Below are 25,343 nucleotides of genomic sequence, written 5' to 3'. Positions count from 1 at the left end.
GAGCCGGAAGGTGGGCGGGTACCCGACGCCTCGTACAGGCGTTTCGTACCAGCTTGCCGCCTTCCGGTGCGGACCCGCGACTCCGGTCGCGCGCGGTCAGCGGGCGATGCGGTGCTTGCGGCCGCGCAGGCGCACCACGCCGAAGACGAGATCGACGACGAGGACGACGGCGCCGATGACCAGGAGATAGAACAGGCTGTGGACGGCGAATCCGATGATGCCCAGGACGAGGGCCACGAGGATCAGCAGCAGGAACAGGATCATCGGATCTCTCCCGGGGGCTCGGTGGGTCAGCGGCGGGCCAGGCGCCGCTCGCCGCCGGCGCCCGGTGCGTAGGGCATTTCGTAGTGGGCGAAGACGGCGGCCTCCTCGGCGGCGGGCAGTTCCCCGTCGGTGTCGATCGACGGTGCCTTCTTGACCCGGTCCTTGCCGTGGACGACCTTCAGGTAACCCGGACCGACCGTCGCACCGGCGAGCGGTACGAACGCCAGCCGGCGGCGGGTGGGCAGACCCACGGTCACCGTGGCGAAGGCGGGCTGGTCGGTGCCGGTGTCCACGTAGACCGACTCCAGAGCGCCGATCTTGTGGCCGTCCGCGTCGACCACGTCATGACCCCGCCATTCGCGGATGTCGGATGCCTCGAACATCAGAACCTCCTGTGCAGGGGGTACCCACTGACGGGCCGGAGATGTTCGCCGAGACCGCCGAAGCCCTCAGAAGGCGTACCGGATGCGCAGCCAGGGCGCGTGGGCCGCCACCAGGCCGCGCAGCGTGTGCACGGCCTCCGCCTTGACCCGGTTGGTGTAGCGCACGTTCAGAGCCCCGTTCTCCGAGCGTTTGCCCTGCTGGAGGTCGGGCCGCCAGAGCACCTCCTCGGCACGGGGATGCCAGCCCTGGTTGACCCGGTGCAGTTCCCGGTTGTGGGTGAGCATGATCACTTCGGCGGCCGCCTGCCGTTTGACCCGCTCGGGAAGGACGTCGTCGAGCCGGCGGAGCAGTTCGGTCCAGGCGTCCTCCCAGCCGGGCCGCAGGACCACGGGGGAGAGGTTGAAGTGCACCTCGTACCCCGCGTCCAGGAAGTCCGCCGCGGCGGCGATCCGGTCGTCCACCGGTGACGTCCGTACGTCCAGCAGCCGGGAGTCGGCCACGGGCATCAGGGAGAAGCGGATGCGCGTCCGGCCCCGCGGGTCCAGCGCGAGCAGGTCGGGATTGACGAACTTGGTGGCGAACGACGCCTTGGCCGAGGGCCACCGGCTGAAGGCCCGCACGAGGTCCGCGGTGTTGTCGCAGATCAGCGCGTCCACCGAACAGTCGCCGTTCTCCCCGATGTCGTAGACCCAGGCCGTCTCGTCGCACTGGTTGGGCTCCCGCTTGGGGCCGAGGCGTGCGACGTGGCGTGCCAGGTGGGCGATGATGCCGTCGATGTTGGTGAAGACGGTGATCGGATTGGCGTAGCCCTTGCGGCGCGGCACGTAACAGTACGCGCAGGCCATGGCGCATCCGTTGGAGGGGCCCGGCGCGATCCAGTCGGCGGAGCGGCCGTTGGGCCGCGTGGTCAGGGTCTTCTTCACACCCAGGACCAGCGTCTCCCCCTTCACCCGCACCCACCGGTCGACGTTCCCCTCGTTGCCGTGCAGTCCGGGGATGCGCCAGTGGGAGTCCACCTCGATCAGCTCCGCGTCCGGGAAGCGGGCGAGGATCTGACGGCCGCGCGGGGAGCCTGCGGCGGCCGGTTCCGCGTAGACGCTCCGGACGGGCAGCAGACGGCGGGCCGCGGGGGAGTCCCGGAAGGGGAAGCGGTGGTCGGGGCCGCGCCCCGGTTCCCGGCCGCCGCTGCCTCCCGTGCGTCCTGCGGGCGTCGGGGCGGTGACCGCGTCGAGGTCGAAGAGGGCGTCGGGGACGCCGTCCGGTCCGGCGGAGGAGTACCTCATGCGCGCTCCGCTCGGGGTGTCGGAAGGGGGCCTCACCCCACTGTAGGCAACTTGACGGCAGGCGTCCGCCGTGCCCGCGGCTCCACGGCCGGGCCGTACGCGCCCGGGCTCAGCCCTGACTCTTCTTCCTCTTCAGGGCCGACGGCTTGTGCACGGCCGTACGCCCGGACTTGTCACTGCGCACCTCGTACTGCGGGTCGTCGGGCGAGGCGGCCACGGTGCGGCCGGCCGCCTCCGTGCGCTCGGTGATCTTCTTCTCCACCGCGCCCGAGGTCTCGGTGCCGTGACTGCGCCAGGCGGCCTTGTCACCCTTGGCCGGCTCCCGCTCGCCGGAGGAGTGCTTCCCCTTGGCCATGGCGTGCTCCTGCTCTGTGAGGGTTCGCGGTGTGCATCACCCACCTTGCCCGCACCCGACGCGCTCGGCATGGGCGGCGGCGTGGTCGCTCTTCTGTGAGGCGCGCAGCTCTCAGGAGCACCCTTGCTTAGTGATCGGCCAGATGGGAAGTCGGAGAGGCATCGCCCGCCGCCCGCTGTACCGGGAGCGGCCCCGAGGGCGAGGGCAGCAAGCCTCCGTCCATCACCCCGAGGAGTGTCGTGACCCAGCGCATCGGAGTGGAAGAGGAATTCCACATTGTCGAGGTGGAGACGGGCCTGCTCGTGTCACGAGCCGACACCGTGCTGGAGAAGCTCCCCAAACCGACCTACACGACCGAACTGCAGCAGGCGACCGTGGAGACCAACAGCGGTGTGCACACCTCACTGCACGACCTCTACGCCGACGTCATAGCCACCAGACGCCGGCTCGACGCCGCCGCCACCGCGCACGGGCTCGCCGCGGTCGCCGCCGGAACGGTGCCGCTGGCCCGCACCGCGGACATCCAGCCCACCGCCGGCTACCGCTACCGCCGCATGGTCGACCAGTACCGCATGGTCGCCGACGAGCAGCTGATCTGCGGAACCCACGTCCATGTCGACGCTCCCGGCCGCGACCTGGCCGTACGCATCATGTGCGAGGTGTCGCCGTGGCTGCACGTGCTGCTGGCCCTGTCCGCGAGTTCTCCGTTCTGGCTGGGTGCCGACACCGGCTACGCCAGCTGGCGGACGATGGTGTGGCAGCGCTGGCCCACCGCGGGTCCGGTCGGCTGCTTCCCGGACGCGGCGGCCTACGACGCGACCGTCCAGGGCTTCATCGACTCGGGCGTCATCAGCGACCCGGGAATGATCTACTACGACATACGGCCCTCCGCCCATCAGCAGACCCTCGAACTGCGCATCTGCGACGCCTGCCCCCGCGCGGAGACCGTCGTGCTCGTCGCGGGACTCTTCCGGGCCCTGGTGACCGAGGCCCGGGAGCGGCTGGAGACCACCCGGGTCCCCGCCTGCGGGGGCCGGCACGAGTGGCTGCGCGCCGCGTCCTGGCGGGCCGCGCGTTCCGGCCTCGAAGGCACCCTGATCGACCCCTACACCCGCCGCGAGGCGCCGGCCCCGCAGGTCGTCCGCGCCCTGCTCAGGCGGGTGCGCCCGGCGCTGGAGGCCGCCGGGGACTGGGGGACGGTCCGGGACCTCACCGAGCGCGCGCTCCAGGAGGGCAGCGCCGCCCATCGCATGCGCCGCACGGCCACGGCCGAGGACCTGCTGGCCTGCACCGATCTGGCGATCGCGGAAACCCGCGGCGACACCGCCCGGCGCCGCCGGCCCGTCACCGGACTCGACGGGAACGTCACCTCCCTCAGGCGGCCCGCTCCGGGCGCTCCCGCCTCCCGCCCGGCACGCATCGCCGGCCCCTGACGCGCGCGGCACACGCACGGACGGCGGCCTCTGCCGCCTTCCCCGAGCCACCCGACGGGATGTCGTACGAAGGAGAACGGAACACCATGTCAACCAGCCCCCACCGGCCGGCGACGGCCCGGTCCGCGTACTCGGCGACACCACGCGATCCGCACCCGCGGGACGGAGGTGCTGCCTGATGTGCGGTCTGAGCGGAGAGATGCGCCTCGACGGCGGGCGACCCGACCTCGCGGCCGTGGAGCGCATGAGCGACCGGCTCGCGCCCCGTGGCCCCGACGGTGAGGGGATCTGGTCGCGGGGGGCCGTGGCGCTGGGCCACCGCCGACTGAAGATCATCGACCTGTCCGAGCGCGGGGCGCAGCCGATGACCGACGACCAGCACGAGGTCACCGGCGTCTTCAACGGCTGCATCTACAACTACGGGGAGCTGCGTACGGAACTGGCGGCCCTCGGTCACCGGTTCCGCTCCACGTCCGACACCGAGGTCGTCCTCAAGGCGTACCGGCAGTGGGGCACCGCCTGTGTCGACCGCTTCCACGGCATGTTCGCGTTCGCTCTCGTGGAGCACCGGACCGGCCGTCTGATCCTGGGACGCGACCGCCTCGGCATCAAGCCCCTGTACCTGGCGCAGACCGCCGGACGGCTCCGCTTCGCCTCGTCGCTTCCGGCACTCCTCGCGGCCGGCGGCGTCGACACCGCGCTGGACCCGGTCGCCGTCCACCAGTACCTCAGCTGGCACGCCACCGTCGCCGCACCCCACACCATCGTGGCCGGGGTGCGCAAGCTGCCCCCGGCCACCGTGCGGACCGTCGAGCCGGACGGCAGCTACCAGGACCGTCGCTACTGGCAGCCGTCCTACACCCGCAGGCCCGAGCACGCGGGCATGAGCCCCAGCGAATGGCGCGACGCGGTGCTCGACGCGCTGCGCACCGCCGTGAGCCGCCGGATGGTCGCCGACGTGCCGGTCGGCGTCCTGCTCTCGGGCGGCCTGGACTCCAGCCTGATCGTGGCACTGCTGGCCGACGAGGGACAGCGGGACCTGGCGACGTTCAGTGTGGGCTTCGAGTCGGAAGGCGGTGACGCCGGGGACGAGTTCCGGTACTCCGACCTGATCGCCAAGGAGTTCGCCACCGATCACCACCAGCTGATGGTTCCCTCGGAGCGGGTGTCGACGGCCCTGGACGCGGCGGTCGCGGCCATGAGCGAGCCGATGATGAGCCATGACGTGGTGGCCTTCCACCTGCTGGCCGAGCAGGTGGCCAAGAACGTCAAGGTCGTGCAGAGCGGTCAGGGCGCGGACGAGGTGTTCGCCGGCTACCACTGGTACCCCCGCCTCGCCTCCGCGGCCCGCGAGGAGGAGCCGGAGAGGTACGCCGAGACGTACTTCGACCGGTCGCACGCCGACCTCGCCGCCGTGCTCCAGCCGCACATGCTGCCGCCGGAGGACGTCTCGCGCCGGTTCGTCCGCGACCACATGGCGGCGCCCGGGGCCGAGACCGCTCTCGACGCGGCCCTGCGGCTCGACACCCATGTCATGCTCGTGGACGACCCCGTGAAACGGGTCGACAACATGACCATGGACTGGGGCCTGGAGGCCCGTGTGCCGTTCCTCGACCATGAGCTGGTGGAGCTGGCGGCCGCCTGTCCGCCGGAGCTGAAACTGGCCGACGGCGGCAAGGGCGTCCTGAAGGAGGCCGGCCGCAAACTGCTGCCCCGTGACGTGGTCGACCGGCCCAAGGGCTACTTCCCGGTCCCGGCGATCACCCACATGGCCGGGCCCGTCCTGGAGCGGGTCCGCGAGGCACTGAACGCTCCCGAGGCCAGGCGGCGCGGACTCTTCAAGGACGCCTACCTCGACGAACTCCTGGCGGCCCCCGACCGACACCGCACCAAGCGCGGAGCGAACGCGCTGTGGCAAGTGGCTTTGCTGGAGATATGGCTGCAGACGCACGGAATCTGACGGACAGGCGCCCCGCGGAGCCCACCGCCGGCCCGGGCACGGCCACCGTCGGCCGGCCTGCGCCGGAGGCGAGCCCGGCGCCACCGGCGGGGGACCGGCGTGCCCCCGCCTTCGCCGCCCCCGCACGCATCCCGCTGCCGGACGCCGCCGGGCCGCGCGACGCGCCGACCCGGCTCGTCGCGCACGGCTGCTGGTACCCCTCGGCCGATCCCACCGGTGCCCAGGTGGCCTACATCTGCGACCGCGCCGGTGTGCCCCAGCTGTGGGCGGGGCCCGTCGACGGCGACGAGGTACGGCTGCTCGACACCGAGCCGGACCCCGTCCAGGAGGTGTCCTGGTCGCCCGACGGCCGGTGGATCGCCTACACCACCGCCCCCGGAGGCGGCGAACACCTGCGGGTGCTGTGCGTACGCCCCGACGGCACCGACCGCCACATCCTGGCCGGAGCCGAACCGGGCAGCTCGGCCCACCTGGGCTGCTGGGCGCACGACGGATCGGCCCTCGCGGTGACCGTCGCGGTCCCCACCGCCGCCCCCGCCTCCCAGACCGCGGCGACGGAGCCCGGGCCGGCCGGATCCGGGCTGCCTGCCGGCCGCCTGGCGGCCGGCAGGCAGCGCCGGGACGGCGACGCCGTGCTCCTCGGCGCGCCACCCCACGACGAGGGCCGGCTCGGCCGGCCGTCACCCGCGGCCACCGCCGACACGAGGGCCCCCGGCGCCACAGGGGACGGACACCCCGCCCCGACCGCCGCCTTCGGCGACGGACTGTCGGCCTATCTGATCGACCCCGACGGCGTGAGCGCCCCCGTCCTGCTCGCCGCCGAGAAGGACGCGGCGACACTGCGCGTGTGCGACCTCAGCCGTGACGGCGCCCTGGCGCTGCTGCGCCGGGGACCGCGCGGACGGCGCGAGGCGGTGGTGACGCGCACCGCCGACGGCACCACGACCTGTGTGGTACCGGTGGCCGACGGCGACCCGTGGATCGGCGGGTTCTCGCCCCGCGCGGACACCCTCTGGCTGCGCAGCGACGCCTACCGGGAGTTCGCGGTCCTGCTCGCCGCCGGACTGGACCCGGACGGACGGCCGCGGGGCTGGTCCGTCGCGGCCGCGCGGCAGGACAGCGACCTGGAACTGCTGCACCGCGCCCACGACGGCAGCACCGCCGTACTGGCCTGGAACGTCCGGGGCGTGAGCGAGGTGGAGGTCCTCGACACCGACCCGTCCGGGCGTACCGCCGGAGCGCCCCGGCCGGTGCCCCTGCCCCACGAAGTGGCCACCCGCATCGCCGGCGCCGGGCCGGGGCTCCTGCTGGCCCTGTCCGGCTCCCAGCGCCGCCCCGGCGTGTGGTGGCTCCCCGCGGGGGCGGCCGTGGCGCGCACCCCGTGGTCGTCCCGGGACGAGGACGCCGTTCCCCCGGGCCGCCCGCCCGTCCGACCGGTCCAACTGAGCCTGTCCGCACGGGACGGACTGCCGCTGAACGGCTGGTACTACCGGGCGCCCGGGCGCGGACCCGGTGAACCGGCGCCCTGCGTCATCCATCTGCACGGCGGCCCCGAGGAACAGGAACGGCCCGTCCTCAACCCGCTCTACCACGAGATCCTCGGGCGGGGACTGGACATCTTCGCGCCCGACGTACGGGGTTCCTCCGGATACGGCCGGTCGTTCGTCGACGCGGACCTGGCCCGGGGCCGGTTCGCCGCCATCGACGACGTGGCCGACTGCGTCGCCCACGCGGTGCTGGCCGGGCCGGCCGATCCCTCCCGGCTGGCCGTCATGGGCCGCTCGTACGGCGGTTATCTCACGTTCGCCTCCCTCGTCTGGCACCCGGACCTGTTCCGTACCGGGGTGGCGGTGTGCGGCATGTCGGACTTCGCGACCTTCTTCGAGGGGACCGAGCCCTGGATCGCGCAGTCGGCGGCCCACAAGTACGGCCACCCCGAGCGCGACCGCGAACTGCTGCGCACGCTCTCGCCGATGAGCCGCGTCGACGCGCTGCGCGCGCCGGTGCTCGCCGTGCACGGGGAGCACGACACCAACGTGCCGCCCGGCGAGTCGGAGCAGTTCGTACGCGCCGCTCGCGAGCGCGGTCTGACCGCCGAACTGCTCACGCTGCGCGACGAGGGCCACGACTTCCTGCGGGCCGACAACCGCAGGCTCTTCCGCCGTGCCGCGGCCGACTGGCTGCAACGGCACCTGACCGGCTGACCCCGCCCGGGCGGGGCTGGACCGCCGGTCACCGGGTAGTCGGACGTCGAGGGGCCTGACGAGAGCAGGACACCCCCTGTCGAAAGGAGTGTCGTGTCCGGAGTTTTCGAACGACTCAAGCAGTACGCGAGGAGCCCGCAGGGCCGGCGCACGATCGAACAAGTACGCCGTACCGCGGCCGACCCGCGCCGCCGGGCCCAGGCCCAGCGGCTGTTCGGCAAGCTGCGCGCCCGCCGGTCCGCGTCGGGGATGTGACGCGCACAGGCCCACGGCCCGCCGTCCTGGCCCGTGCGAGACGGTTCAGACGGCGGGCCGCGGCCTGCGTGGAAGGGCGGTCGGGGGGAATCCGGAGTGCATCGCGACCCGCGACCTCACCCGACCGGGAGGACGGACACCATGCTGGCCATTGTTGCGGCGGCCTTGTTCTTCATCGCTTTTCTGATCGACGCGGCCGACATCTCCACCAACCACGTCTTCACCCAGACCAACATCATGCTCATCGGCCTCACGCTCCTGGCCCTGCACCTGGCGGGCGTGGGAAGCGGCTGGGCGGCGCGCGGCCGCAGACGCTGACGCGCACCCGGCGCACGGCCAGGCACCCAAGTGCCGCCGGGCCGAAGCCGGTCCACCGCCTCCGGCCGCCCGGTCAGGAGCCCGAGCCCGCCCTGAGGAAGTCGATCAGCGCCGCGTTCACCTCGTCCGGACGTTCCTGCTGGGTCCAGTGCCCGCAGCCGGCGAGCTTGAGGGGTTCGCGCCGCAGGTTGGGCATCAGGGCGGGGAGGCGCTCGATGAGTTCGGGTGTGCCGGGGAAGGCGGGGACGGCATCGCGGTCGCCGTAGATGTACAGGGCCGGCGAGGTGACGACGGCGCCGTGCCAGGGAGCGGTCAGTTCCCAGTTGCGGTCGAGGTTGCGGTACCAGTTCAGGGCGCCGGTGAAGCCCTGGGAGAAGCTCTCGGTGAGCGCGTCGAGATCCTCCTCGGTGAACCACGCCGGCAGCGCCTCCGGGTCCGGCATGGTGGCGAGCCAGCCGCGCTCGGGGTCGACCAGCGGCTGCTTGCCCTCGCCGGCGCCGGGAGCGTCTCCGGAAGCCCAGTAGAAGAACTTCCGCAGCGCGGTGCGGGTGTCCCGGGCGAACTCGGCGTCGGCGACGCCGGGGCGGTTGAAGTAGTTCCAGTAGAAGCGGCCGTCGAACCTCTCCTGCATGGCCTGCAGCGGAGGCCTGGTCCCCCGGAACGGGGGCGGCACGCTCAGGCCGGCCACCCCGAGCACCAGGTCCGGTCGCAGCAGCGCGGTGTGCCAGGCCACCGGCGCGCCCCAGTCGTGCCCGACGACGTACGCCTTCTCCTCACCCAGGGCCCGGACCAGTCCGACGACATCACCCACCAGGTGCAGGATCGTGTACGCGTCGACGTCGTCGGGATGGTCGCTGCGCCCGTAGCCGCGCTGGTCGGGCGCGACGACCCGGAAGCCCGCGTCGGCCAGGGGGCCGATCTGGCGGTGCCAGGAGTGCCACGACTCGGGGAAACCGTGCAGGAGCACCACCAGGGGGCCGTCGCCCTGCTCGGCGATGTGCAGCCGAATGCCGTTCACGTCAACCATTCGATGCTCAACCATGGGCATGAGCGTACTGGCCCTGATCGACGGGTGGTGCCGACACGGGCGGTGGCAGCTCCCCCTCAATAGACGTCACGCACGTAGCGCTTGTCCGCGGACAGGCGCCTTGTGTAGGCGGCGGCCTCGTCGGCGTCCAGGCCGCCGTGGGTGGCGATGACGTCCCGGAGAGCCTGGTCGACGTCCTTCGCCATCCGGCCCGCGTCGCCGCACACATAGAAGTGGGCGCCGTCCTGGAGCCACTGCCACAGGCGGGCGCCGTTCTCCCGCATGCGGTCCTGGACGTAGACCTTGTTGCGCTGGTCGCGGGAGAAGGCGAGGTCGAGGCGGTCCAGTGCGCCCGACGCCCGGAACGCCTCCAGTTCCTCGCGGTGGTAGAAGTCGGTGGCTTGGCGCTGCTCGCCGAAGAACAGCCAGTTGGAGCCGGTGTGGCCGCGGGCCCGGCGGTCCTCGAGGAAGCCGATGAAGGGTGCCACGCCGGTGCCGGGCCCGACCATGACCATCGGCGTGGCGGGGTCGGCGGGCGGACGGAAGTGCGCCGAGCGCTGCACGAAGACCTGCACCGGACCGTCGTCCGCGCAGTCGGCCAGGTAGGTGGAGCACACGCCCTTGCGTTCGCGGCCGAGGTCGTTGGTGTAGCGCACGACCGAGACGGTGAGGCGGACCTCACCGGGGTGCGCGAGCGGGCTGGAGGAGATGGAGTACAGCCGGGGCTGGAGGCGGCCCAGCACGGTGGTCCATTCCGCGGCCGACGCCCGCACCGGAAAGGCCGCGACGACGTCGGCGGCCTGCCGGCCCCAGCTCCACCGCGCGAGCGCGTCCTTGTTGTCGGGGCGCAGCAGCCGCTTCAGCTGATGACTGCCGGTCCGCTCCGCCACGAACCTGAGCAGGCCGGGGGTGACGCGGGAGATGTCCAGGCGGATGCGCAGCGCCTCTTCCAGGGGGAGCGGCGCACCGTCGCCCACGTCCACGGGCTCGTCGGGATCGAGTCCGGTGAGCGCGAGCCACTCGGCGACGAGTCCGGTTCCGTTGGCCGGCCACACGCCGAGCGCGTCACCGGCTTCGTAGGCGAGTTCACCGCCGCGGGTGTCGAGGGAGAACTGCCGTACCTCCTTCTGCGAACCGGGCAGGCTCAGCAGCCTGTTGCCGATGAGCAGGGTCGCGAACGGTGACGACCTGGTGTAGCCGGCCGGTGCGGTGGCGGCGACGGACGGGGTGACGGCGGCTCTGGCCACGTCCGTCGCCGCGCCCGCGCCTGCGGACCGCCGCTCGCCCGCCACGGCCAGGACGGTCGCCACCTGCCCGAGCCAGTGCCCGGCACGCTCCTCGAAGCCGGGTTCGCAGTCGGTCCGCGGGAGGAGGCGGGTGGCGCCGAGCGCCGCGAGGCGTTCGTCGAGCCGGCGGCCGTAGCCGCAGAAGTCGTCGTAGCTGGAGTCGCCGAAGGCGAGGACCGCGTACCGGATCCCCTCCAGCCGTGGCACGTCCGGGGCGGACAGCGCCTGCCAGAAGGCGGCGCCGTTGTCGGGGGCCTCTCCGTCGCCGAACGTGCTGGTGACGAGGAGTACATCGGCGCCGACGGCGAGACGGGCCGGGTCCACGTCGGCCATGGGCAGCAGTTCGGGGGCCAGACCCGCCCGCGTGAGGTGCGCTGCGGCGCCGGCGGCGAACTCCTCGGCGTTGCCGGTCTGGGAGGCCCACACGATCACGAGACGGCGGGCCGGTACGGCGGTGCCGGTACCCGGCTCCGCGGTCCGCGCCGGCCCGCCGGCCGGCGCCTCGACACCGTTGCGGGAGAACATGCCGGCGAGGACGCCGTCGACCCACAGCGCGTGTCCGGGGTCGAGGGGCGCGCCCGGCGGCAGCACGGGGACGCGCCCGTCGGCCGGGGGGTTCAGGGCGAGGCCGGACAGATAGCCGGAGAGGTAGCGGCGCTCCGGCCCGGCCAGGGACGCGGGGGCGGGATCGCCGACGCCGAACAGTGCGGCGAGCGCCTGGACGGGGGAGTCCGGCGCGATGGCCGGCCGGGGCACGGGGGCGGGGGGCACGGGCGTGGACTCCGGCCGGCCTCCCGGGCGGCCCGGAGGGGCGGGGGCGGCCGTCCTGGCGAGGGCGACGGCACAGACCTTGAACTCGGGCTGGAACGAGACCGGGTCGACCGCGTCGTTGGTGACGGCGTTGATGCTGAGGTACTCGCCGAACAGGTCGTTCCAGTGGAAGGGGGCGAAACAGTTCCCGGGCCGGACCCGGTCGGTGACCACGGCGGGCAGTACGGCACGCCCGCGGCGCGAGGCGACCTCCAGGTGATCGCCCTCGACGGCACCGAGCGCCTCGGCGTCCTCCGGATGGATCTCCACGAACGGACCCGGGGCGAGCTTGGCGAGCTTCGCCACCTTCCCGGTCTTGGTCATGGTGTGCCACTGGTGCTGGAGGCGGCCGGTGTTGAGGAGGAACGGGTAGTCGTCGTCGGGGAGTTCGGCCGGCGGCAGGTGCGGACGGGCGAAGAACCGGGCGCGCCCGCTCGCGGTGGGGAAGGCCAGGCGGGGCCGGGTGCCGTCCTCGCGCTCCAGCAGGGTCTGGCTGACACCGTCGTTGAGGTAGCGGATCGGGTTGCGGTCCGGGCCGTCGACGGCCGGAGCCGGCCACTGGACCGGTGTGCCGCGCAGCCGCTCGTAGGTGACACCGCGCAGGTCCCACCCCGTCCTGGGGTTCCACGCCCGCTTGAGCTCCTCGAACACCTCCTCGGCCGAGGCGTACGTGAAGCCCTCCGCGAAGCCCATCGCGCAGGCCACCTCCGCGATCAGCCGCCAGTCGGGCAGCGCCTGCCCGGGCGGGTCGACGGCCCCCGGGACGAGGGTGAGGTTCCGCTCCGAGTTGACCATGACGCCGTCCGACTCGGCCCACATCGTCGCGGGCAGGACGACATCCGCGTACGCGCCGGTCTCGGTCTCGGCGAACACGTCCTGGACGACGACGAGTTCAGCGGCCTCCAGACCGGCGACGACGGTCCTGCGGTTGGCGACCGAGGCCACCGGGTTGGTGCAGATGATCCAGCACGCCTTGATGTCACCCGTGCCCATCCGCTCGAACAGCTCGACGGTGCCCCGCCCGGCCTCGGTGCGCAGCGAGCCCTCGGGGATGTTCCACAGGTGCTCGACGAAGGCCCGCTCGGCAGCGTCGAGCACGGACCGCTGGCCGGGCAGCCCCGGGCCCATGTAGCCCATCTCGCGCCCGCCCATGGCGTTGGGCTGGCCGGTCAGCGAGAACGGGCCGGATCCCGGCCGGCACAGTGCGCCGGTCGCGAGGTGCAGGTTGATCAGGGCGTTGGTGTTCCAGGTGCCGTGCGTGGACTGGTTCAGGCCCATCGTCCAGCAGCTCATCCACTCACCGGCCTCGCCGATCAGCTGTGCGGCCCGCCGGATGTCGCTCTCGGGGACGCCGGTGATCTCCGCGACCTTCTCGGGCGGATGGGCCGCGAGGAAGGCGGGCATCTCCTCCCACCCCTCGGTGAATTCGGCGATGAACTCCTCGTCGGTGTGGCCGCCCTCGACCAGCAGGTGCAACAGGCCGTTGAGCAGGGCGAGATCGGTGCCCGGTCTGATCTGGAGGAAGAGGTCGGCCTTGTCGGCGGTGGCGTTGCGGCGCGGGTCGACGACGATCAGCTTGGCGCCGGCCGACTTCACGCGGTCCATCATGCGCAGGAACAGCACCGGATGGCAGTCGGCCATGTTGGCGCCGACGACGAGGAAGACGTCGGCGTGGTCGAAGTCCTGGTACGAGCCGGGCGGCCCGTCCGCGCCCAGCGACAGTTTGTAGCCGGAGCCCGCCGAGGCCATGCACAGCCGCGAGTTCGACTCGATCCACCGGGTGCGCACGAACCCCTTCGCCAGCTTGTTCGCCAGGTACTGGGCCTCCAGGGACAGCTGCCCGGACACGTAGAAGGACAGGGCGTCCGGCCCGTGCTCGTCCAGGACCGCCCGCAGCCGGGCCGCGACCGACGCCACGGCCTCGTCCACGTCCGTCTCGACCGCCGCCGCACCCCGCTCCGCACGGACCAGCGCCCGCCGCAGCCGCCCCGGCGCGGCCATCATGTCCGTGCTCGTCGCCCCCTTGGTGCACAGGCGGCCGAAGTTGGCCGGGTGCGCCTTGTCCCCGGACGCCTTCGCGGCACGGCGGCGGCCGTCGGCGGGGTCGCGTGCCACGTCCAGCACGATCCCGCAGCCGACGCCGCAGTACGAGCAGACCGTGCGGACACTGCCGTCCGCCGAGCCGGATGCCACCGATTACCCCTCCCGCCGGTGTGTGCTTTCCCGGACCGCCGATGGCGGCAGCCCCGTGACCAGCACCGTAGGGAGATCGGATGTCCGGCCCGTCACAGGCCGGGAGCTTGCGGGGTTACGCCCCCCGCACACACCATCGCGGCGCCGTGTGAGGCCGGGTCCCCGACCGTCAGGGGGAGACGGGAAGGGGCCGGGCGCTCCGACGGACTCAGGGTGGGGCCGTAGGACCGGCGTGTACCGCCGCGGGGTTACGGCCGGGCGTCCGCCCCGGGGTCCAGCCGGACACGCAGGCTCTGGACGCTGCGGGCGACGCGAGCGGGGCTGTAGGTCACCTGGTCGCCGGTCCGCCGGGGCCGGCGGCGCAGCAGGTGGCGAAGGGCCGCGGTGGCTTCGAGACGGGCCAGCGCGGCGCCGAGGCAGTAGTGGCTGCCCAGCCCGAAGGCGAGATGCCGTGGCTCCCGGTCGAGCCGGAGGCGGTGCGGATCGGGGAAGACGCGCGGATCGCGGTTGGCCGCGCCGAGCAGCACCGAGACGACGGCGCCGCGCGGCACGGGCGTACCCGCGATGTCGGCGTCGACCAGGGCGCTGCGCGGCGCCAGCTGAATGGGCGGGTCGAAGCGCAGCAGCTCCTCCACGGCCACGGCGATCACCCGCTCCGAGTGCCCCCCGGCCGCGAGCCGCGCCAGCTGGTCGGGGTGCTCCAGGAGGGCGTGCGTACCGTTGCCGATCAGACCCACGGTCGTCTCGTATCCGGCCGCGACGAGCTGGGCGCACGTGGCCACGGTCTCCGCTCGTGCCGTCCGGCCGTCCGTGTCCCGCGCGAGCGCCCGCAGGAGCCCGGTGCCGCCCGGCCGGCGCAGGGCGACGCCGATGTCCCTCGCCAGGCAGACCCGCGCCCGCGCGATGCGCTCCCGGGTACCGGGGGCGATCAGCTCGGGCGGATCCATGCCACGCACCAGGAGCGAGGCCGCCTCGGTGAAACGGTCGCGGAGGTCTTCGGGCACTCCGATCAGGTCCGCGACGACCCGTGCGGACAGCGGCCGGGCGACCTCCGTGACGACATCCGCCGTACCGGACCGGGCCGCCCTCGCGACGAGGTCTGCCGCCAGGTCGCTGATCCTCCGGCGCAGGGACAGCACCTCGCGTGCGGTGAAGGCGCGCCGTACCCGCTCGCGTTGGCGGGTGTGGCCGGGCGGGTCGGTCAACAGGAACGTCCGGGCGGGCACACCGTAACCGGTCTGCTCCAGTGCCGTCTGGGCCCCATGGCCGAAACGCGGATCGCGCAGGACGGCCTGCGCCTCGAAGTAGCCGAGCACCACCACGTCACCCGACCGCGTGCGGTGGACGGGACCGTGCGTACGGCGCGCCGCCTCGTACCAGGGGTACGGGTTCCGCACGAACTCCTCGGCGGAGACGTCGAAGGGAAACTGCCTCATCAGGCAGTCGATCAGCGTACCGGCTGTTTCCATTCGGATATCGCCCGTCATTCCTCTGTATTCCTCTGTCCGCCGAGGACGCCCCGGCCATTCCCTTGCCACGGCAGGCCGCCCACGTTCTGATAAATAGTGCACATGACCGGTGGACGCGGAACGGATGTCCTCGCTTTTCACGCTAGTGCGCGAAGAACGCGAAGGCGCTGGGCGAGCGCCGGGGCCATGTGCTCGGGGCTGTTCCTGCTGGGCATGGATCTCACGGTGCTCAACGTCGCGGTCCCCGATCTGCAGGCCGCCCTCGGCTCGTCCGCGGGACAGACGCAGTGGATCGTCGACGCCTACGCACTCGTGCTGGGCGGCCTGGTACTGACGGCAGGGGGCGTCACCGACCGGATCGGCCGCCGACGGGCCTTCGTCATGGGCCTGGCCGTCTGCGCCCTCGCCTCCTGGGCCGGTGCGGTGGCCGCCGTACCGTGGCAGCTGATCGCCGCTCGCGGTGCCATGGGGGCGGGTGCCTCACTGATCATGCCGGCGACGCTTTCGCTGATCAGCGGCCTGTTCCCGGAGCCGGCCCTGCGCAGCCGGGCCATCGCCCTGTGGGCGGCGGTGGGCGGGGTGGGCGGAGCCCTGGGACCGGTGATCGGCGGCTGGCTGGTCGGCCATCACTCGTGGCGGGCGGTGTTCTGGCTGAACGTGCCCTTCGCCACGGCGGTCATCGTGCTGACGCTCCTCGTGGTGCCCTCGCCGCCGCCCTCCCGCACGGAGCCCGTCGACCTGCCGGGCACCCTGCTGTCCGCGTCGGGACTCCTGGGTCTGGTCTGGGCGGTCATCGAGGGCCCGGCCCGGGGGTGGACCAGTACGCCGGTGCTCGTCGTGTCCGCCCTCGCCGCGGGGCTGTTGACGGTGTTCGGCGTGTGGCTGCGGCGCGCCGACGCGCCCCTGCTGCCACGGCGTGTGCTGCGGCGCGACATCACCGTCCCGGCGGCGGCCCTGTCCATGATGGCGTTCGGGATGTTCGGCGCCCTCTTCGTCGTCTCCCTCTATCTGCAGGGCGTGCTGGGCTGCACTCCCTGGCAGGCAGGTCTGCGCACGCTGCCGTTGCCCGCCGCTCTCGTCGCCGGCGCGGCGCTGGCCGCGCTGCTCACCGCGCGGCTGACCCACCGGTCCGTGATGGTGGGCGGCCTCGCCACGGTCGCGGGTGCCTTCGCCCTGTTGTCCCGCACCACGACCCACTCCGGATACCCGCACCTCGCCCTGGTGCAGGTCATCGCGGGCGTGGGAGCGGGACTGACGGCCGCGGCCGGCACCGCGGCGGTGATGGACGCCGTGGGCGAGGAACACGCGGGGGTCGGGTCCGCCGTGAACGACGCCACCCGCCAGGTCGGCGCCACACTCGGTGTCGCCGTCCAGGGCTCCGTCCTGGCCACCGTCTACCGGGACCGGATGAGCGCCGCGCTCACCGGTACGGGCCCGGGCGGCATGCCGTCCGGCGCCACGGACAGCGTCGTCGCCGCCGCGCTGGCGGCCCGGCACGCCGCCCCCGGCGTGCGCAGCCATCTGCTGGCCGCGGCGACGGACGCCTTCGTCGCCGGCCTCACCCGCAGCGCGTGGGTGGCGGGCGCGGTCGCCGTCGCCGGAGCGGTGGCCGTGTGGCGGGGGCTGCCGCGCCTTCCCGCCGCGCTCCGCGTACCCCGCGAGGAAATGAGCACCACGCCGAGCGGCTCTCCGTAGACCACACCGGTCATTGTTCTCCGACACGCGCCCGCTGTTCACCGGCGAATTCGCTACGAGTGCGCTTTGCTGGCTGTCCGCCCACCTCCCTTACCGCACCAGGAGCCTTTCTTGGCCGACCAGCTTTTCGCCGACACGCTCATGCGTCTCATCGTCCGCCATTTCGAGATGGACCCGGGACAATTGAGCCCCGACAGCAATCTGCAGGAGCTGGGCCTCGACTCGATCGCTCTCGCGGAACTGCTCGTCGTGGTCGAGGAGGAGACCGGCATCGAGGTCCCCCTCACGGACGAGACGATGCCGGCGGGTCCCGGGGTCACCATCGCCGCGGTGGCGGACTACGTCGCACGGTTCGCCGACGAGTCCGCCCGGGCCGTCCTCCACACCCTGGCCACCGCACCGGCGGGCGCGGACACGTGAAGGAGGCCCAGACCGTCGTCACGGGCATCGGTCTGGTCACTCCGGGGGGTGTCGGCGCCGGCGCGACCTGGGGGCGGCTGTGCGCCGGGGAACCGACGGCCGCCACCGACCCCGGCCTCGCGGGCCTGCCCGTGGACTTCAGCTGCCGGGTGGGGGACGAGGAACTCGCGGCGGCCCTCGGCCGCGGACTGCGCTGGCGCACCGACCGCTTCGTCCACCTGGCCGTCATCGCCGCACGGGAGGCGGTCCGGGACGCCGGTCTGGCGCCGGGGGAGTGGGCGGGGGACCGGGTCGGCGTGGTCATCGGAGTGGGCAGCAGCAGCCGTGACACCGACCTGCGTACCGCCCGCTGCCTGACCTCGGGCACGTATCAGAAGATCTCGCCGACCACGGTCCCGCGGGCCCTGCCGAACATGGCCGCCGGTGAGATCGCCGCCGATCTGGGCGCCAAGGGGCCGGGCTTCGGCGTCAGCACCGCCTGCGCGTCCGGTGCCACCGCCATCGGCATCGGCCGGCAGCTCCTGAGGGGCGGCATGTGCGACATCGCACTGGTCGGCGGTGCGGAGAGCGCCTGCGGGCCGCTGTCCAGCACGGGGTTCTGGCGGCTGGGCGCGTTGTCCACCCGCTGCCATGACCCGCAGGGCGCCTCTCGTCCCTTCGACAGCCGGCGGGACGGCTTCGTCCTGGCAGAGGCCGCCGGGGTGCTCGTACTGGAACGGGCGGCGCACGCACGCGCCCGCGGCGGCAGGGCGAGAGCGGTGCTGTCCGGGTTCGGCGCCACCAGCGACGCCCATCACCCCACCAGCCCCCACCCCGACGGGGAGGGCGCCGTACGCGCCGTGCGACAGGCCCTGACGGAGGCCGGACTGACACCCGGCGATGTCCACCACGTCAACGCGCACGCGACGTCGACACCGCTGAACGACCGCGTGGAATCCGCCGTGCTGCACCGCGTCTTCCCGCAGCCGCCGCCGGTCACCGCGACCAAGAGCATCCTGGGCCACTCGCTGGGGGCCGCGGGAGCGGTCGAAGCCGCGGTGTGCGTCCTGTCGCTGCACCACCAGACCGTTCACCCCACCGCCAACCTCGACACGCCGGAACCCGGCATCGACCTCGACATCGTCACCAAGGCGCCCCGTACCTGCCGGATGGACACCGTCCTGAGCACGTCGTTCGGCTTCGGCGGACAGAACGCCGTCCTCGTCTTCCAGGCCGTCTGACCACGCGCCGTCGGCCGACCGAAAAGGCCCGATCCGCCCCCTGGCCGCCGCACCCACGTCACGCGCCGCCTTCCAGGGCTCTTCGGGGCTGATGCGCGGTGCGATCTCGAGGCGCCCTGGCCGACGTCCTCGAAGGCTTCCCCATGCCCGGGCAGGACATCCCCGGCTTCCGGCACCGGCCCTGCGGATCGCGGCCCAGGGCATCCACGACCCGCACATCCATCGCGTCAAGTGATGAAAGGGCGAGGCGCCGTAGGTCGCGCCCGCGGTCAGGGTGCGAACGGACAGCCTCGGCACGGCTGCTCGGCAACCCGAACACCGGGGACATCGGCTTCAGTTGTTGACGCCGGGCACGGGTGGGACTACAACCCGGAGAGAGCGCTCTCACGCCTGCTTTGCTCCCGCATCCCGCACGCCTATCCGGCTCGAGGAGACCTCGTCATGCCGATACCCGCCGGACCACCCGCCCACAGGCCACCCCTCGGCACCGCCCGCTCCCGCACCGCGCTCGGGCTGGTCGTCATCCTGCTGGCGGCCTGCTTCGCCGCCCTGACACCGTCGCCCGCACGGGCCGCCGACCAGTTGCTGTCCCAGGGGCGGCCCGCCACGGCGTCCTCGGTCGAGAACGGGGCGTTCCCCGCGAGTGCCGCGGTCGACGGCAACTCCGGAACCCGCTGGTCCTCGGCCTTCTCGGATCCGCAATGGCTTCAGGTGGATCTCGGCTCCACCCAGCCGCTCACCCGTGTCACCCTGGCCTGGGAGGCCGCGTACGCCAAGGCCTTCCAGATCCAGACGTCCACCGACGCGCAGAACTGGACCACCCTCTACTCCACCGCCACGGCCACCGGCGGCACCCAGAACCTCGTGGTCAGCGGCAGTGGCCGCTACGTCCGGGTCCAGGGAACCGCGCGAGCGACCCAGTACGGCTACTCCCTCTGGGAGTTCCAGGTCTACGGACCCGGCGGCGGCACCACCCCGCCGGACGACTTCTGGGGCAGCACCGGCGACATACCGCCGGCGCACAACGCCGTGGAAGTGAAGATCCTCAACCGCACCAACGGCAAGTACCCCGACAGCCAGGTGTACTGGAGCTTCAACGGACAGGTCCACTCCATCGCCGAGCAGCCCTACCTCGACATGCCGGCGAACTCCGCGGGCCGCATGTACTTCTATCTCGGCTCGCCCAACAGCCCCTACTACGACTTCATCGAGTTCACGGTCGGCAACAACGTCTTCAACGGCAACACCACCCGGGTCGACGCCTTCGGCCTCAAACTGGCCATGCGCCTGCACGCCAAGGACGGCTACGACGTCGAGGTCGGCGAGAACCGGCAGACGTTCGCCGAGGACCGCGCCACCACCTTCCAGCGCTTCACCGACGCGGTGCCGGACCAGTTCAAGGTGCTGGCGCGGACGCAGGCCCCCTACCGGATCATCGCGCCCGGCAGCGACCCGAGCTTCCGCGCGGGCGGTGCCAACGCCGGCTACTTCACCTCCTACGCCCAGTCCGTCGGCGTCACCGCGGCCACCTCGGACATCTTCGGGTGCGCCGCGTCCCTGGCCGCCAACCCCGACATGTGCGCCGCCCTCAACCGTCATGTGGCCACGCTGCCGGCCTCCCAGCAGGCCGACCCGGCCCAGTACTACAAGGCGGCACCCGCGAACTACTACGCCAGGTTCTGGCACGACAACGCCATCAACCACCTCGCCTACGGCTTCCCCTACGACGACGTGGCGGGCCAGTCCTCGTTCATCTCCCACGGCAGCCCGCAGTGGCTGATGGTGGCCGTCGGCTGGTGACCGGCCGGTGACCGTCCGACGTCCGCCCCGGCCGGCTCGGAGCCCACCGAGCCGGCCGGGGCCGGGCCGCGTCCGGGCGGGCTCAAGGAGTGTCGTCGACCTCTCGTACCAGCTCGATCGCCCTGCCCAAGGTGGCGAGCCGGGCCTCCAGGGTGTCCCCGGCCGGGTACAGGCGCACGGTGTCGACCCCGGCGGCCCGCCACACCCGGAGCCGCTCGCGCACCATGGCCTCGGTACCGATCAGGGTGGTGCCCAGCACCATCTCGTCCGTCACCAGCGCCGTCGCACCCTCCCGGTCACCGGCCTGCCACCGCTCGCGTACCTCGGCGGCGACCTCGGCCCAGCCCTGACGGCTGTAGGCGTTGTTGTAGAAGTTGGTGGTCGACGACCCCATACCGCCCAGGCTGAAGGCCAGTTCCTTCTTGCGCCGGGCGGTCATCGCGCCGAGTGCCTCCTCGTCGGGTGCGAAGGCGACCTCGGCACCCTGGCAGACGTCCAGGTCGCCGCGTGTCCGGCCGGCGCGGGCCAGGCCCTCGTCGAGATGGGCGAAGTAGGCGCCGGCCGCTCCTTCGGGTACGAAGCTGGTTCCCAGCCAGCCGTCGGCGATCTCCCCGGTGAGGCGCAGCATCGCCGGGGACAGCGCGGCCAGATACAGCGGGACCCGGTGCTCGGCCCGCATCGAGAGCCGCATGGGAACCGCTTCGCTGCCGGGCAGCGGGATGGTGAACTCCGCTCCCGAGTAGGAGAGTCTGCCGCCGTCGAGCACCCGCTGGACGATCTCGACGGTCTCCCGCATACGGCGCAGCGGCCGGGCGAACGGCACCCCGTGCAGCCCCTCCAGCACCTGCGGGCCCGAGGCGCCCAGGCCGAGCACGAAGCGTCCCCCGGAGAGGTTGGAGAGCGTGACGGCGGTCTGTGCGACGGCCGCCGGGGTGCGGGTGCCCAGTTGGATGACACCGGATCCGAGGAGCATGCGGTCGGTGAGCGCGGCGTAGTAGCCGAGCGCGGAGGGCGCGTCGGAGCCCCAGGCCTCGGCGACCCAGCAGATGTCCAGGCCCAGCTTCTCCGCCTCGACGACGAAGTCCGCCGGCTCGCTCCAGCTCGCTCCGCCCGATGCCTCGACCGTGGTCGCGGTACGCATCACGCCTCCGCCCGCCGCTTGATGTGCTCGAGAGTCGAGGCGATGTTCCGCTCGAACTCGCGCAGCCGCACGAAGACGATCTTCTGCTCCTTGTCCGGCATCCGGTCGATCGCGAGGGACAGCCCGGAGCGCCCCGGGCCCAGCTGCATCCACTCCGACAGTTCCGTCCCGCCGTTCTCGGGCCGCAGCCGGAAGCGCCAGACCGCGGAGGGGTCGGCGGGGTCCTGCACCGCCCAGGCGAAGACGCGTTCCGGTTCGCACTCGACCACGTGCGACGTCGTCGACCACTCGCCGAGCGCCTCGTGCTTGCTGTGGCCGACGAACCGGGCGCCCACGGCCGGGCCGTCCGCGCCGTCGAGCCAGCGGACGGACTGGAGTTCCTCGCTCATGGCCGGCATCAAGGTGATGTCGCCGACCAGGCTCCACACCCGTTCCGGTGGGGCGTCGATCCAGGTTCGCACCTCGACCGTGGGTTTGTCCGCGTAGCGCGCGCCCGTCCACTCCACGTGCGTCAGCCTCCTCGCCGTCAACTGTGTGGCCTTCAGAGTTGCTTCATGAGACTTAGCTGTCAAGAGCGGTGGTGGGCGGGGATCAGGCCGTGTCGAACCGGCGCCGCACATCCGGACGACGCCTGAGCCGCTCGGGATAGCCGGGTCCCATCCGCATCGACGTCTCCTCGACCGTGAGAGGCCGCCGGCACTGGGAGCACACCACCTCGGCCGTGGTGTCGTGGCCGCACGCGTCGTGGTGGAACACGACGGGGACGCCCTCCTCGCCGGCCAGCCAGCGGTCGCCCCATCGGGACATCGTGGCCAGCACGGTGAAGAGGTCGCGCCCCTTCTCCGTGAGGACGTAGTCGTAGCGCGGCGGCTCGCGTTCGTAGAGCCGCTTCTCCAGCACCCCCTCGTCCACCAGGCGGTTCAGCCGGTCGGTCAGGGTGTTGCGCGCGATACCCAGTTCCCGCTGGAAGTCGTCGAAGCGGCGGATGCCGTAGAACGCCTCCCGCACGACGAGGGGTGTCCAGTGGTCACCCAGCAGATCGAGGGTCCGCGCGATGGAGCACGGCCAGTTGGCGAACGAGGTTCGTTTCATGTCCCCGATGATAGAGAGTTTCAACAGGAAACTCAGCAGATGGGTTCGGTCCTCGACGGCGTCGGGTGGGCCTCCAGCGCGTGCCCCTAGGTGTCGGAGAGCTCCAGCGGGCGCGCTCGGCGGCCCCGCCCGTAGGTACGACTTATCACCGCTTCGGGTGGTACGGCTCCCGGCCCGAAGCGGGGATGTGGGACGTTGGCCTTTCCCTCAGTCCGACCGGCCGTCCAGGGACTCGCCATATGCGACGCACCACCACCCAGCACTCGTCCGTCCGGGCAAAGACCCCCGGCACGGCCGGTGCCACCGCGCCCGGCCACGGGCGGGGCTGACCATCCGATGCCACCTCGCCCCGCCCTCCCGCTTCGGCCGATGCCCGCGGTGCTGGCCACGCTCTGTCTGCTGGGAGCCCTGGCGGGGTGCGCGGACCGGTCCGACCGGATCGAGCTGTCCGAAGACGACACGATCAAGGCCGCACAGCTCTACCTCACCGACCAGTGCCTGGCGCGTCAGGGACTGACACCGCCGGGATCCGGCGGGCGACCGCGCAGCGAGACCGAACAGCGGCGAGTGAGCCGGGCGCTCTACGGCTCCGGGCCCGCCGAACTGTCCCTTTCGCTGCCCACCGGCTATCAGGTACGCGCCCACACGGACGGTTGCCTCGCCGCGGCTCAGCGCACCCTCTACGGCGATCAGCGGGCGTGGTTCCACGCCTCGACGATCGTCGACAACCTCGAACCCGAAGCCGCCTACCGCGGGGTCGGCCTGGCCTCCGTACGCCGTACCCACCGCACCGAACTCGCCGACTGGCGGCGGATGCGCTCACGAGCACTCGAACAGGCCCGTGACCTGCTGACCCGGTCACTGAACCGCCGTGCAGCCCCGTCACCACAAGGGCGAACGACCGTACAGACCGTACGGGGGCGCTGACCCGCTGGAAAACGAGGGGGACGGCGGGGTGCGGATTCTCCCTCGCCGGGCGTGCCGCATGCTCTGAGGGTCCTCAAGTCGCTTCTGCGGAGCGGGCCGTGAGAGTCATAGTGCTCCCATGAAAGCAATCGCGGGACTGAGCAGGAAGTACGACGCCGTGCTGGCCATCCGGGACGCGGATCTGGTCGCTGCGGCTCTGCGGCAGGCGCTGGCCGATGCCGGGCCCGAGGAACGCCCGGGTCTCGAACGTGCCGTCGCCGTCGTGGAATCGACGGCCGCCGCCACCGAGAACCAGCTGCGCGCCCGCTGGGTGCGTGACCGGCTGTCCGCCGCCGGATTCACCGGGGACATCGCCTCGATCGCGGCGCTGAAGGCGCTGCGTCAGGCGGAGCCGGGGCTGAGCCTGGTGTCGGCTGTTCAGCTCCAGAAGGAGGCGTTGGCCCATCCGGAGTGATCCGGATGCGCAGCGCAGTCGGCGCCGCCGGCCGGCGACGCCCGAGCCGCGTCAGGCTCTTGGGTGCTCGCCCGCCGGGAGATCGCCGACCGGGACATCGCCGACCGGGTCGTAGGCCGGCAGCTCCGTATGGCCTTCGGACCAGTGGTTGACCCAGCCGCAGTTCCCGCAGGCGTAGCGGCCGTTCACCCCCGAGATCTCGGTACCGCAGCGTCCGCAGCCCGTCGTCGTGATCTCCTGGCCCTCCAGGAACGCCGCCGCGGAAGCCGCGGTCCTCGCGTCCGTCGCCGGCGGAGTGTGCTCTCGTGTGCCCGTCACGCCGCCGAGCCTATCGGCGGCGGGGCGGTGGGGGGAGAGACCCGGTCCGGCACCCTGCCGTCGTTTCGGGAATCCGGTACGGACCGCGGGTCGGCGCCGCGGTCCGTACCGGGGTGACGGGCTGCGCCGTGGGGAGGTCAGCCCGTCCCGGTCACCGGCGTCAGGCCGCCTTGTCCACCCGCGCGACGGCCTTGGCGAGGCCGTTGATCCACAGCTGGTTGACGCGGGCGCGCTCGGTGGCGTTCGGGTACCGGTTGGTGCAGGACGGCCCGGGACCGCCGCCGGACATCAGCTCGCTGCACGGACCGCTGTAGTGGTCGGGCAGGCCCAGCACATGGCCGGTCTCGTGGGCGGCGACTCGGACGGAGTCGTACTGCCGGTTCTGCGCGTAGTCCAGGAAGATGTAGCCGCGGCCGTGGCCGTCGGTCGAGGCGTAGGACCCGTTCGGGTCGTTGCCCTCGTAGTAGCCGAAGTCGCCGGTGCCGGAGGTCGCCTGGAGCTTGACGTTCGACACGGAGCCGTTCCATATGGAGGCCGCGCTCGATATCTGGGACCGGAAGCTCGGGGCCTGCGAGGCGTTGTAGTAGACGGTCACCACCTTCAGGGAGGGCTGCGCGGCCCGCCTCTCGGCGACCGACTTCAGTACGGCGTCGAAGAACGCCTTGTTGCCGGTGTTCTCGGCCGCACCCACGTAGGCGGTGACGGTGCGGGCGGCGGAGTGGGCGGGGGCCGGGCCGGTGTTCTGGGCGGTCGCCGGGGTCGCGGTGCCCAGTGCTGCGCCGGCCAGACCGAGGCCGAGCGCGACGGCCAGGAGTCTTCCGGTGCTCCTGGACCCGGTGTTCCTGCGGAACGACGCCATGGGGGGCTCCTTCTCGTCCTGTGGGGTGGAACGATCGGTTGCCAGTGAGTCTCGGGCAGTCCGACGGGCCTGCGGATGATGGCATTCGGGGATAGCCCCGGGCTATCGGCGGCCCACCGGACTCCGCCGACACCATCTCTTCACCGTCCGGACGGCGTCGGCCGCGGCCCGGCTGC

Annotated in this window: 23 protein-coding genes; 11 read left to right on the top strand and 12 right to left on the bottom strand. The window is 72.5% G+C overall.

The features are described 5' to 3' along the window. Positions 1 to 96: 96 nt before the first annotated feature. From AB0B40_RS34530 to AB0B40_RS34515, 4 genes are all read right to left on the bottom strand, one after another. A complete protein-coding gene (locus tag AB0B40_RS34530) occupies positions 97 to 264 on the bottom strand; it encodes a hypothetical protein (protein ID WP_345051613.1) in 168 nt (55 codons plus the stop codon). A 26-nt stretch (positions 265 to 290) separates the two neighbouring features. Beyond that, a complete protein-coding gene (locus tag AB0B40_RS34525; RefSeq protein ID WP_345051610.1) occupies positions 291 to 647 on the bottom strand; it encodes a PRC-barrel domain-containing protein in 357 nt (118 codons plus the stop codon). Positions 648 to 713: 66 nt separating this feature from the next. Continuing rightward, positions 714 to 1,931: a spore photoproduct lyase family protein gene (locus AB0B40_RS34520; protein ID WP_362267467.1), complete on the bottom strand. Its 1,218-nt coding sequence runs from the start codon at positions 1,929 to 1,931 to the stop codon at positions 714 to 716. A 109-nt stretch (positions 1,932 to 2,040) separates the two neighbouring features. Further along, positions 2,041 to 2,286, bottom strand: a complete 246-nt coding sequence (locus AB0B40_RS34515) for a DUF2945 domain-containing protein (RefSeq protein ID WP_362267465.1) — start codon at positions 2,284 to 2,286, stop codon at positions 2,041 to 2,043. Between the two features lie 239 nt (positions 2,287 to 2,525). Between AB0B40_RS34515 and AB0B40_RS34510 the strand changes: the two genes are divergently transcribed. From AB0B40_RS34510 to AB0B40_RS34490, 5 genes are all read left to right on the top strand, one after another. After that, positions 2,526 to 3,719: a glutamate--cysteine ligase gene (locus AB0B40_RS34510; protein WP_345051606.1), complete on the top strand. Its 1,194-nt coding sequence runs from the start codon at positions 2,526 to 2,528 to the stop codon at positions 3,717 to 3,719. A 178-nt stretch (positions 3,720 to 3,897) separates the two neighbouring features. After that, the gene (locus tag AB0B40_RS34505) at positions 3,898 to 5,679 is read left to right on the top strand and encodes an N-acetylglutaminylglutamine amidotransferase (RefSeq protein ID WP_345051602.1); all 1,782 of its coding nucleotides are present in this window, start codon (positions 3,898 to 3,900) and stop codon (positions 5,677 to 5,679) included. Further along, on the top strand, positions 5,655 to 7,883 hold the full coding sequence (locus AB0B40_RS34500) for a prolyl oligopeptidase family serine peptidase (RefSeq protein ID WP_362267461.1): 2,229 nt from the start codon (positions 5,655 to 5,657) through the stop codon (positions 7,881 to 7,883). The genes AB0B40_RS34505 and AB0B40_RS34500 overlap by 25 nt, the downstream gene beginning before the upstream one ends. Positions 7,884 to 7,976: 93 nt before the next feature. Then, the gene (locus tag AB0B40_RS34495) at positions 7,977 to 8,138 is read left to right on the top strand and encodes a hypothetical protein (RefSeq protein ID WP_345051597.1); all 162 of its coding nucleotides are present in this window, start codon (positions 7,977 to 7,979) and stop codon (positions 8,136 to 8,138) included. A 141-nt stretch (positions 8,139 to 8,279) separates the two neighbouring features. Beyond that, entirely contained in the window at positions 8,280 to 8,456 is a 177-nt protein-coding gene (locus tag AB0B40_RS34490) for a hypothetical protein (RefSeq protein ID WP_345051594.1), read from the top strand. A 73-nt stretch (positions 8,457 to 8,529) separates the two neighbouring features. Here the strand turns inward: AB0B40_RS34490 and AB0B40_RS34485 are convergent, their stop codons facing one another. From AB0B40_RS34485 to AB0B40_RS34475, 3 genes are all read right to left on the bottom strand, one after another. Next, entirely contained in the window at positions 8,530 to 9,498 is a 969-nt protein-coding gene (locus AB0B40_RS34485) for an alpha/beta hydrolase (RefSeq protein ID WP_345051591.1), read from the bottom strand. A 62-nt stretch (positions 9,499 to 9,560) separates the two neighbouring features. Beyond that, positions 9,561 to 13,772, bottom strand: coding sequence for a bifunctional nitrate reductase/sulfite reductase flavoprotein subunit alpha (locus AB0B40_RS34480; protein WP_362267459.1), 4,212 nt, complete (start codon positions 13,770 to 13,772; stop codon positions 9,561 to 9,563). A gap of 248 nt (positions 13,773 to 14,020) precedes the next feature. Beyond that, positions 14,021 to 15,208 carry a cytochrome P450 gene (locus tag AB0B40_RS34475; protein WP_362267458.1) on the bottom strand — a complete coding sequence of 396 codons (1,188 nt, stop codon included), beginning with the start codon at positions 15,206 to 15,208 and terminating at the stop codon, positions 14,021 to 14,023. Between the two features lie 219 nt (positions 15,209 to 15,427). On the opposite strand from AB0B40_RS34475, the gene AB0B40_RS34470 reads away from it, so the two are divergent. From AB0B40_RS34470 to AB0B40_RS34455, 4 genes are all read left to right on the top strand, one after another. After that, on the top strand, positions 15,428 to 16,936 hold the full coding sequence (locus AB0B40_RS34470; RefSeq protein WP_345051582.1) for an MFS transporter: 1,509 nt from the start codon (positions 15,428 to 15,430) through the stop codon (positions 16,934 to 16,936). Positions 16,937 to 17,047: 111 nt separating this feature from the next. Next, positions 17,048 to 17,356 (top strand): acyl carrier protein, encoded by a 309-nt coding sequence (locus tag AB0B40_RS34465; protein ID WP_345051580.1) that lies wholly within the window; start codon positions 17,048 to 17,050, stop codon positions 17,354 to 17,356. Beyond that, the gene (locus AB0B40_RS34460) at positions 17,353 to 18,576 is read left to right on the top strand and encodes a beta-ketoacyl-[acyl-carrier-protein] synthase family protein (protein WP_345051575.1); all 1,224 of its coding nucleotides are present in this window, start codon (positions 17,353 to 17,355) and stop codon (positions 18,574 to 18,576) included. The genes AB0B40_RS34465 and AB0B40_RS34460 overlap by 4 nt, the downstream gene beginning before the upstream one ends. A 441-nt stretch (positions 18,577 to 19,017) precedes the next feature. Next, on the top strand, positions 19,018 to 20,376 hold the full coding sequence (locus AB0B40_RS34455; RefSeq protein WP_362267455.1) for a beta-1,3-glucanase family protein: 1,359 nt from the start codon (positions 19,018 to 19,020) through the stop codon (positions 20,374 to 20,376). Between the two features lie 82 nt (positions 20,377 to 20,458). Here the strand turns inward: AB0B40_RS34455 and AB0B40_RS34450 are convergent, their stop codons facing one another. From AB0B40_RS34450 to AB0B40_RS34440, 3 genes are all read right to left on the bottom strand, one after another. After that, positions 20,459 to 21,517: an LLM class flavin-dependent oxidoreductase gene (locus AB0B40_RS34450; protein WP_345051569.1), complete on the bottom strand. Its 1,059-nt coding sequence runs from the start codon at positions 21,515 to 21,517 to the stop codon at positions 20,459 to 20,461. Next, entirely contained in the window at positions 21,517 to 22,023 is a 507-nt protein-coding gene (locus AB0B40_RS34445; RefSeq protein ID WP_345051566.1) for an SRPBCC family protein, read from the bottom strand. Before AB0B40_RS34445 ends, AB0B40_RS34450 begins: the two co-directional genes overlap by 1 nt. A gap of 85 nt (positions 22,024 to 22,108) precedes the next feature. Beyond that, positions 22,109 to 22,609 (bottom strand): helix-turn-helix domain-containing protein, encoded by a 501-nt coding sequence (locus tag AB0B40_RS34440; protein ID WP_345051563.1) that lies wholly within the window; start codon positions 22,607 to 22,609, stop codon positions 22,109 to 22,111. A gap of 369 nt (positions 22,610 to 22,978) precedes the next feature. Here AB0B40_RS34440 and AB0B40_RS34435 point away from each other — a divergent pair, with 369 nt between their 5' ends. Both AB0B40_RS34435 and AB0B40_RS34430 read left to right on the top strand, forming a co-directional pair. After that, positions 22,979 to 23,536 (top strand): hypothetical protein, encoded by a 558-nt coding sequence (locus AB0B40_RS34435; protein WP_345051560.1) that lies wholly within the window; start codon positions 22,979 to 22,981, stop codon positions 23,534 to 23,536. 118 nt (positions 23,537 to 23,654) lie between these two features. Continuing rightward, positions 23,655 to 23,990 (top strand): hypothetical protein, encoded by a 336-nt coding sequence (locus tag AB0B40_RS34430; protein ID WP_345051558.1) that lies wholly within the window; start codon positions 23,655 to 23,657, stop codon positions 23,988 to 23,990. Positions 23,991 to 24,041: 51 nt separating this feature from the next. Here the strand turns inward: AB0B40_RS34430 and AB0B40_RS34425 are convergent, their stop codons facing one another. Next, positions 24,042 to 24,239 carry a hypothetical protein gene (locus AB0B40_RS34425; protein WP_345051697.1) on the bottom strand — a complete coding sequence of 66 codons (198 nt, stop codon included), beginning with the start codon at positions 24,237 to 24,239 and terminating at the stop codon, positions 24,042 to 24,044. A 229-nt stretch (positions 24,240 to 24,468) separates the two neighbouring features. Beyond that, the gene (snpA, locus tag AB0B40_RS34420; RefSeq protein WP_345051555.1) at positions 24,469 to 25,167 is read right to left on the bottom strand and encodes a snapalysin; all 699 of its coding nucleotides are present in this window, start codon (positions 25,165 to 25,167) and stop codon (positions 24,469 to 24,471) included. Positions 25,168 to 25,343: the final 176 nt, after the last annotated feature.

Source organism: Streptomyces sp. NPDC042638, from assembly GCF_040647235.1.
Lineage (GTDB): Bacteria > Actinomycetota > Actinomycetes > Streptomycetales > Streptomycetaceae > Streptomyces > Streptomyces rameus.
This window is presented reverse-complemented; position numbering and strand designations above follow the sequence as displayed.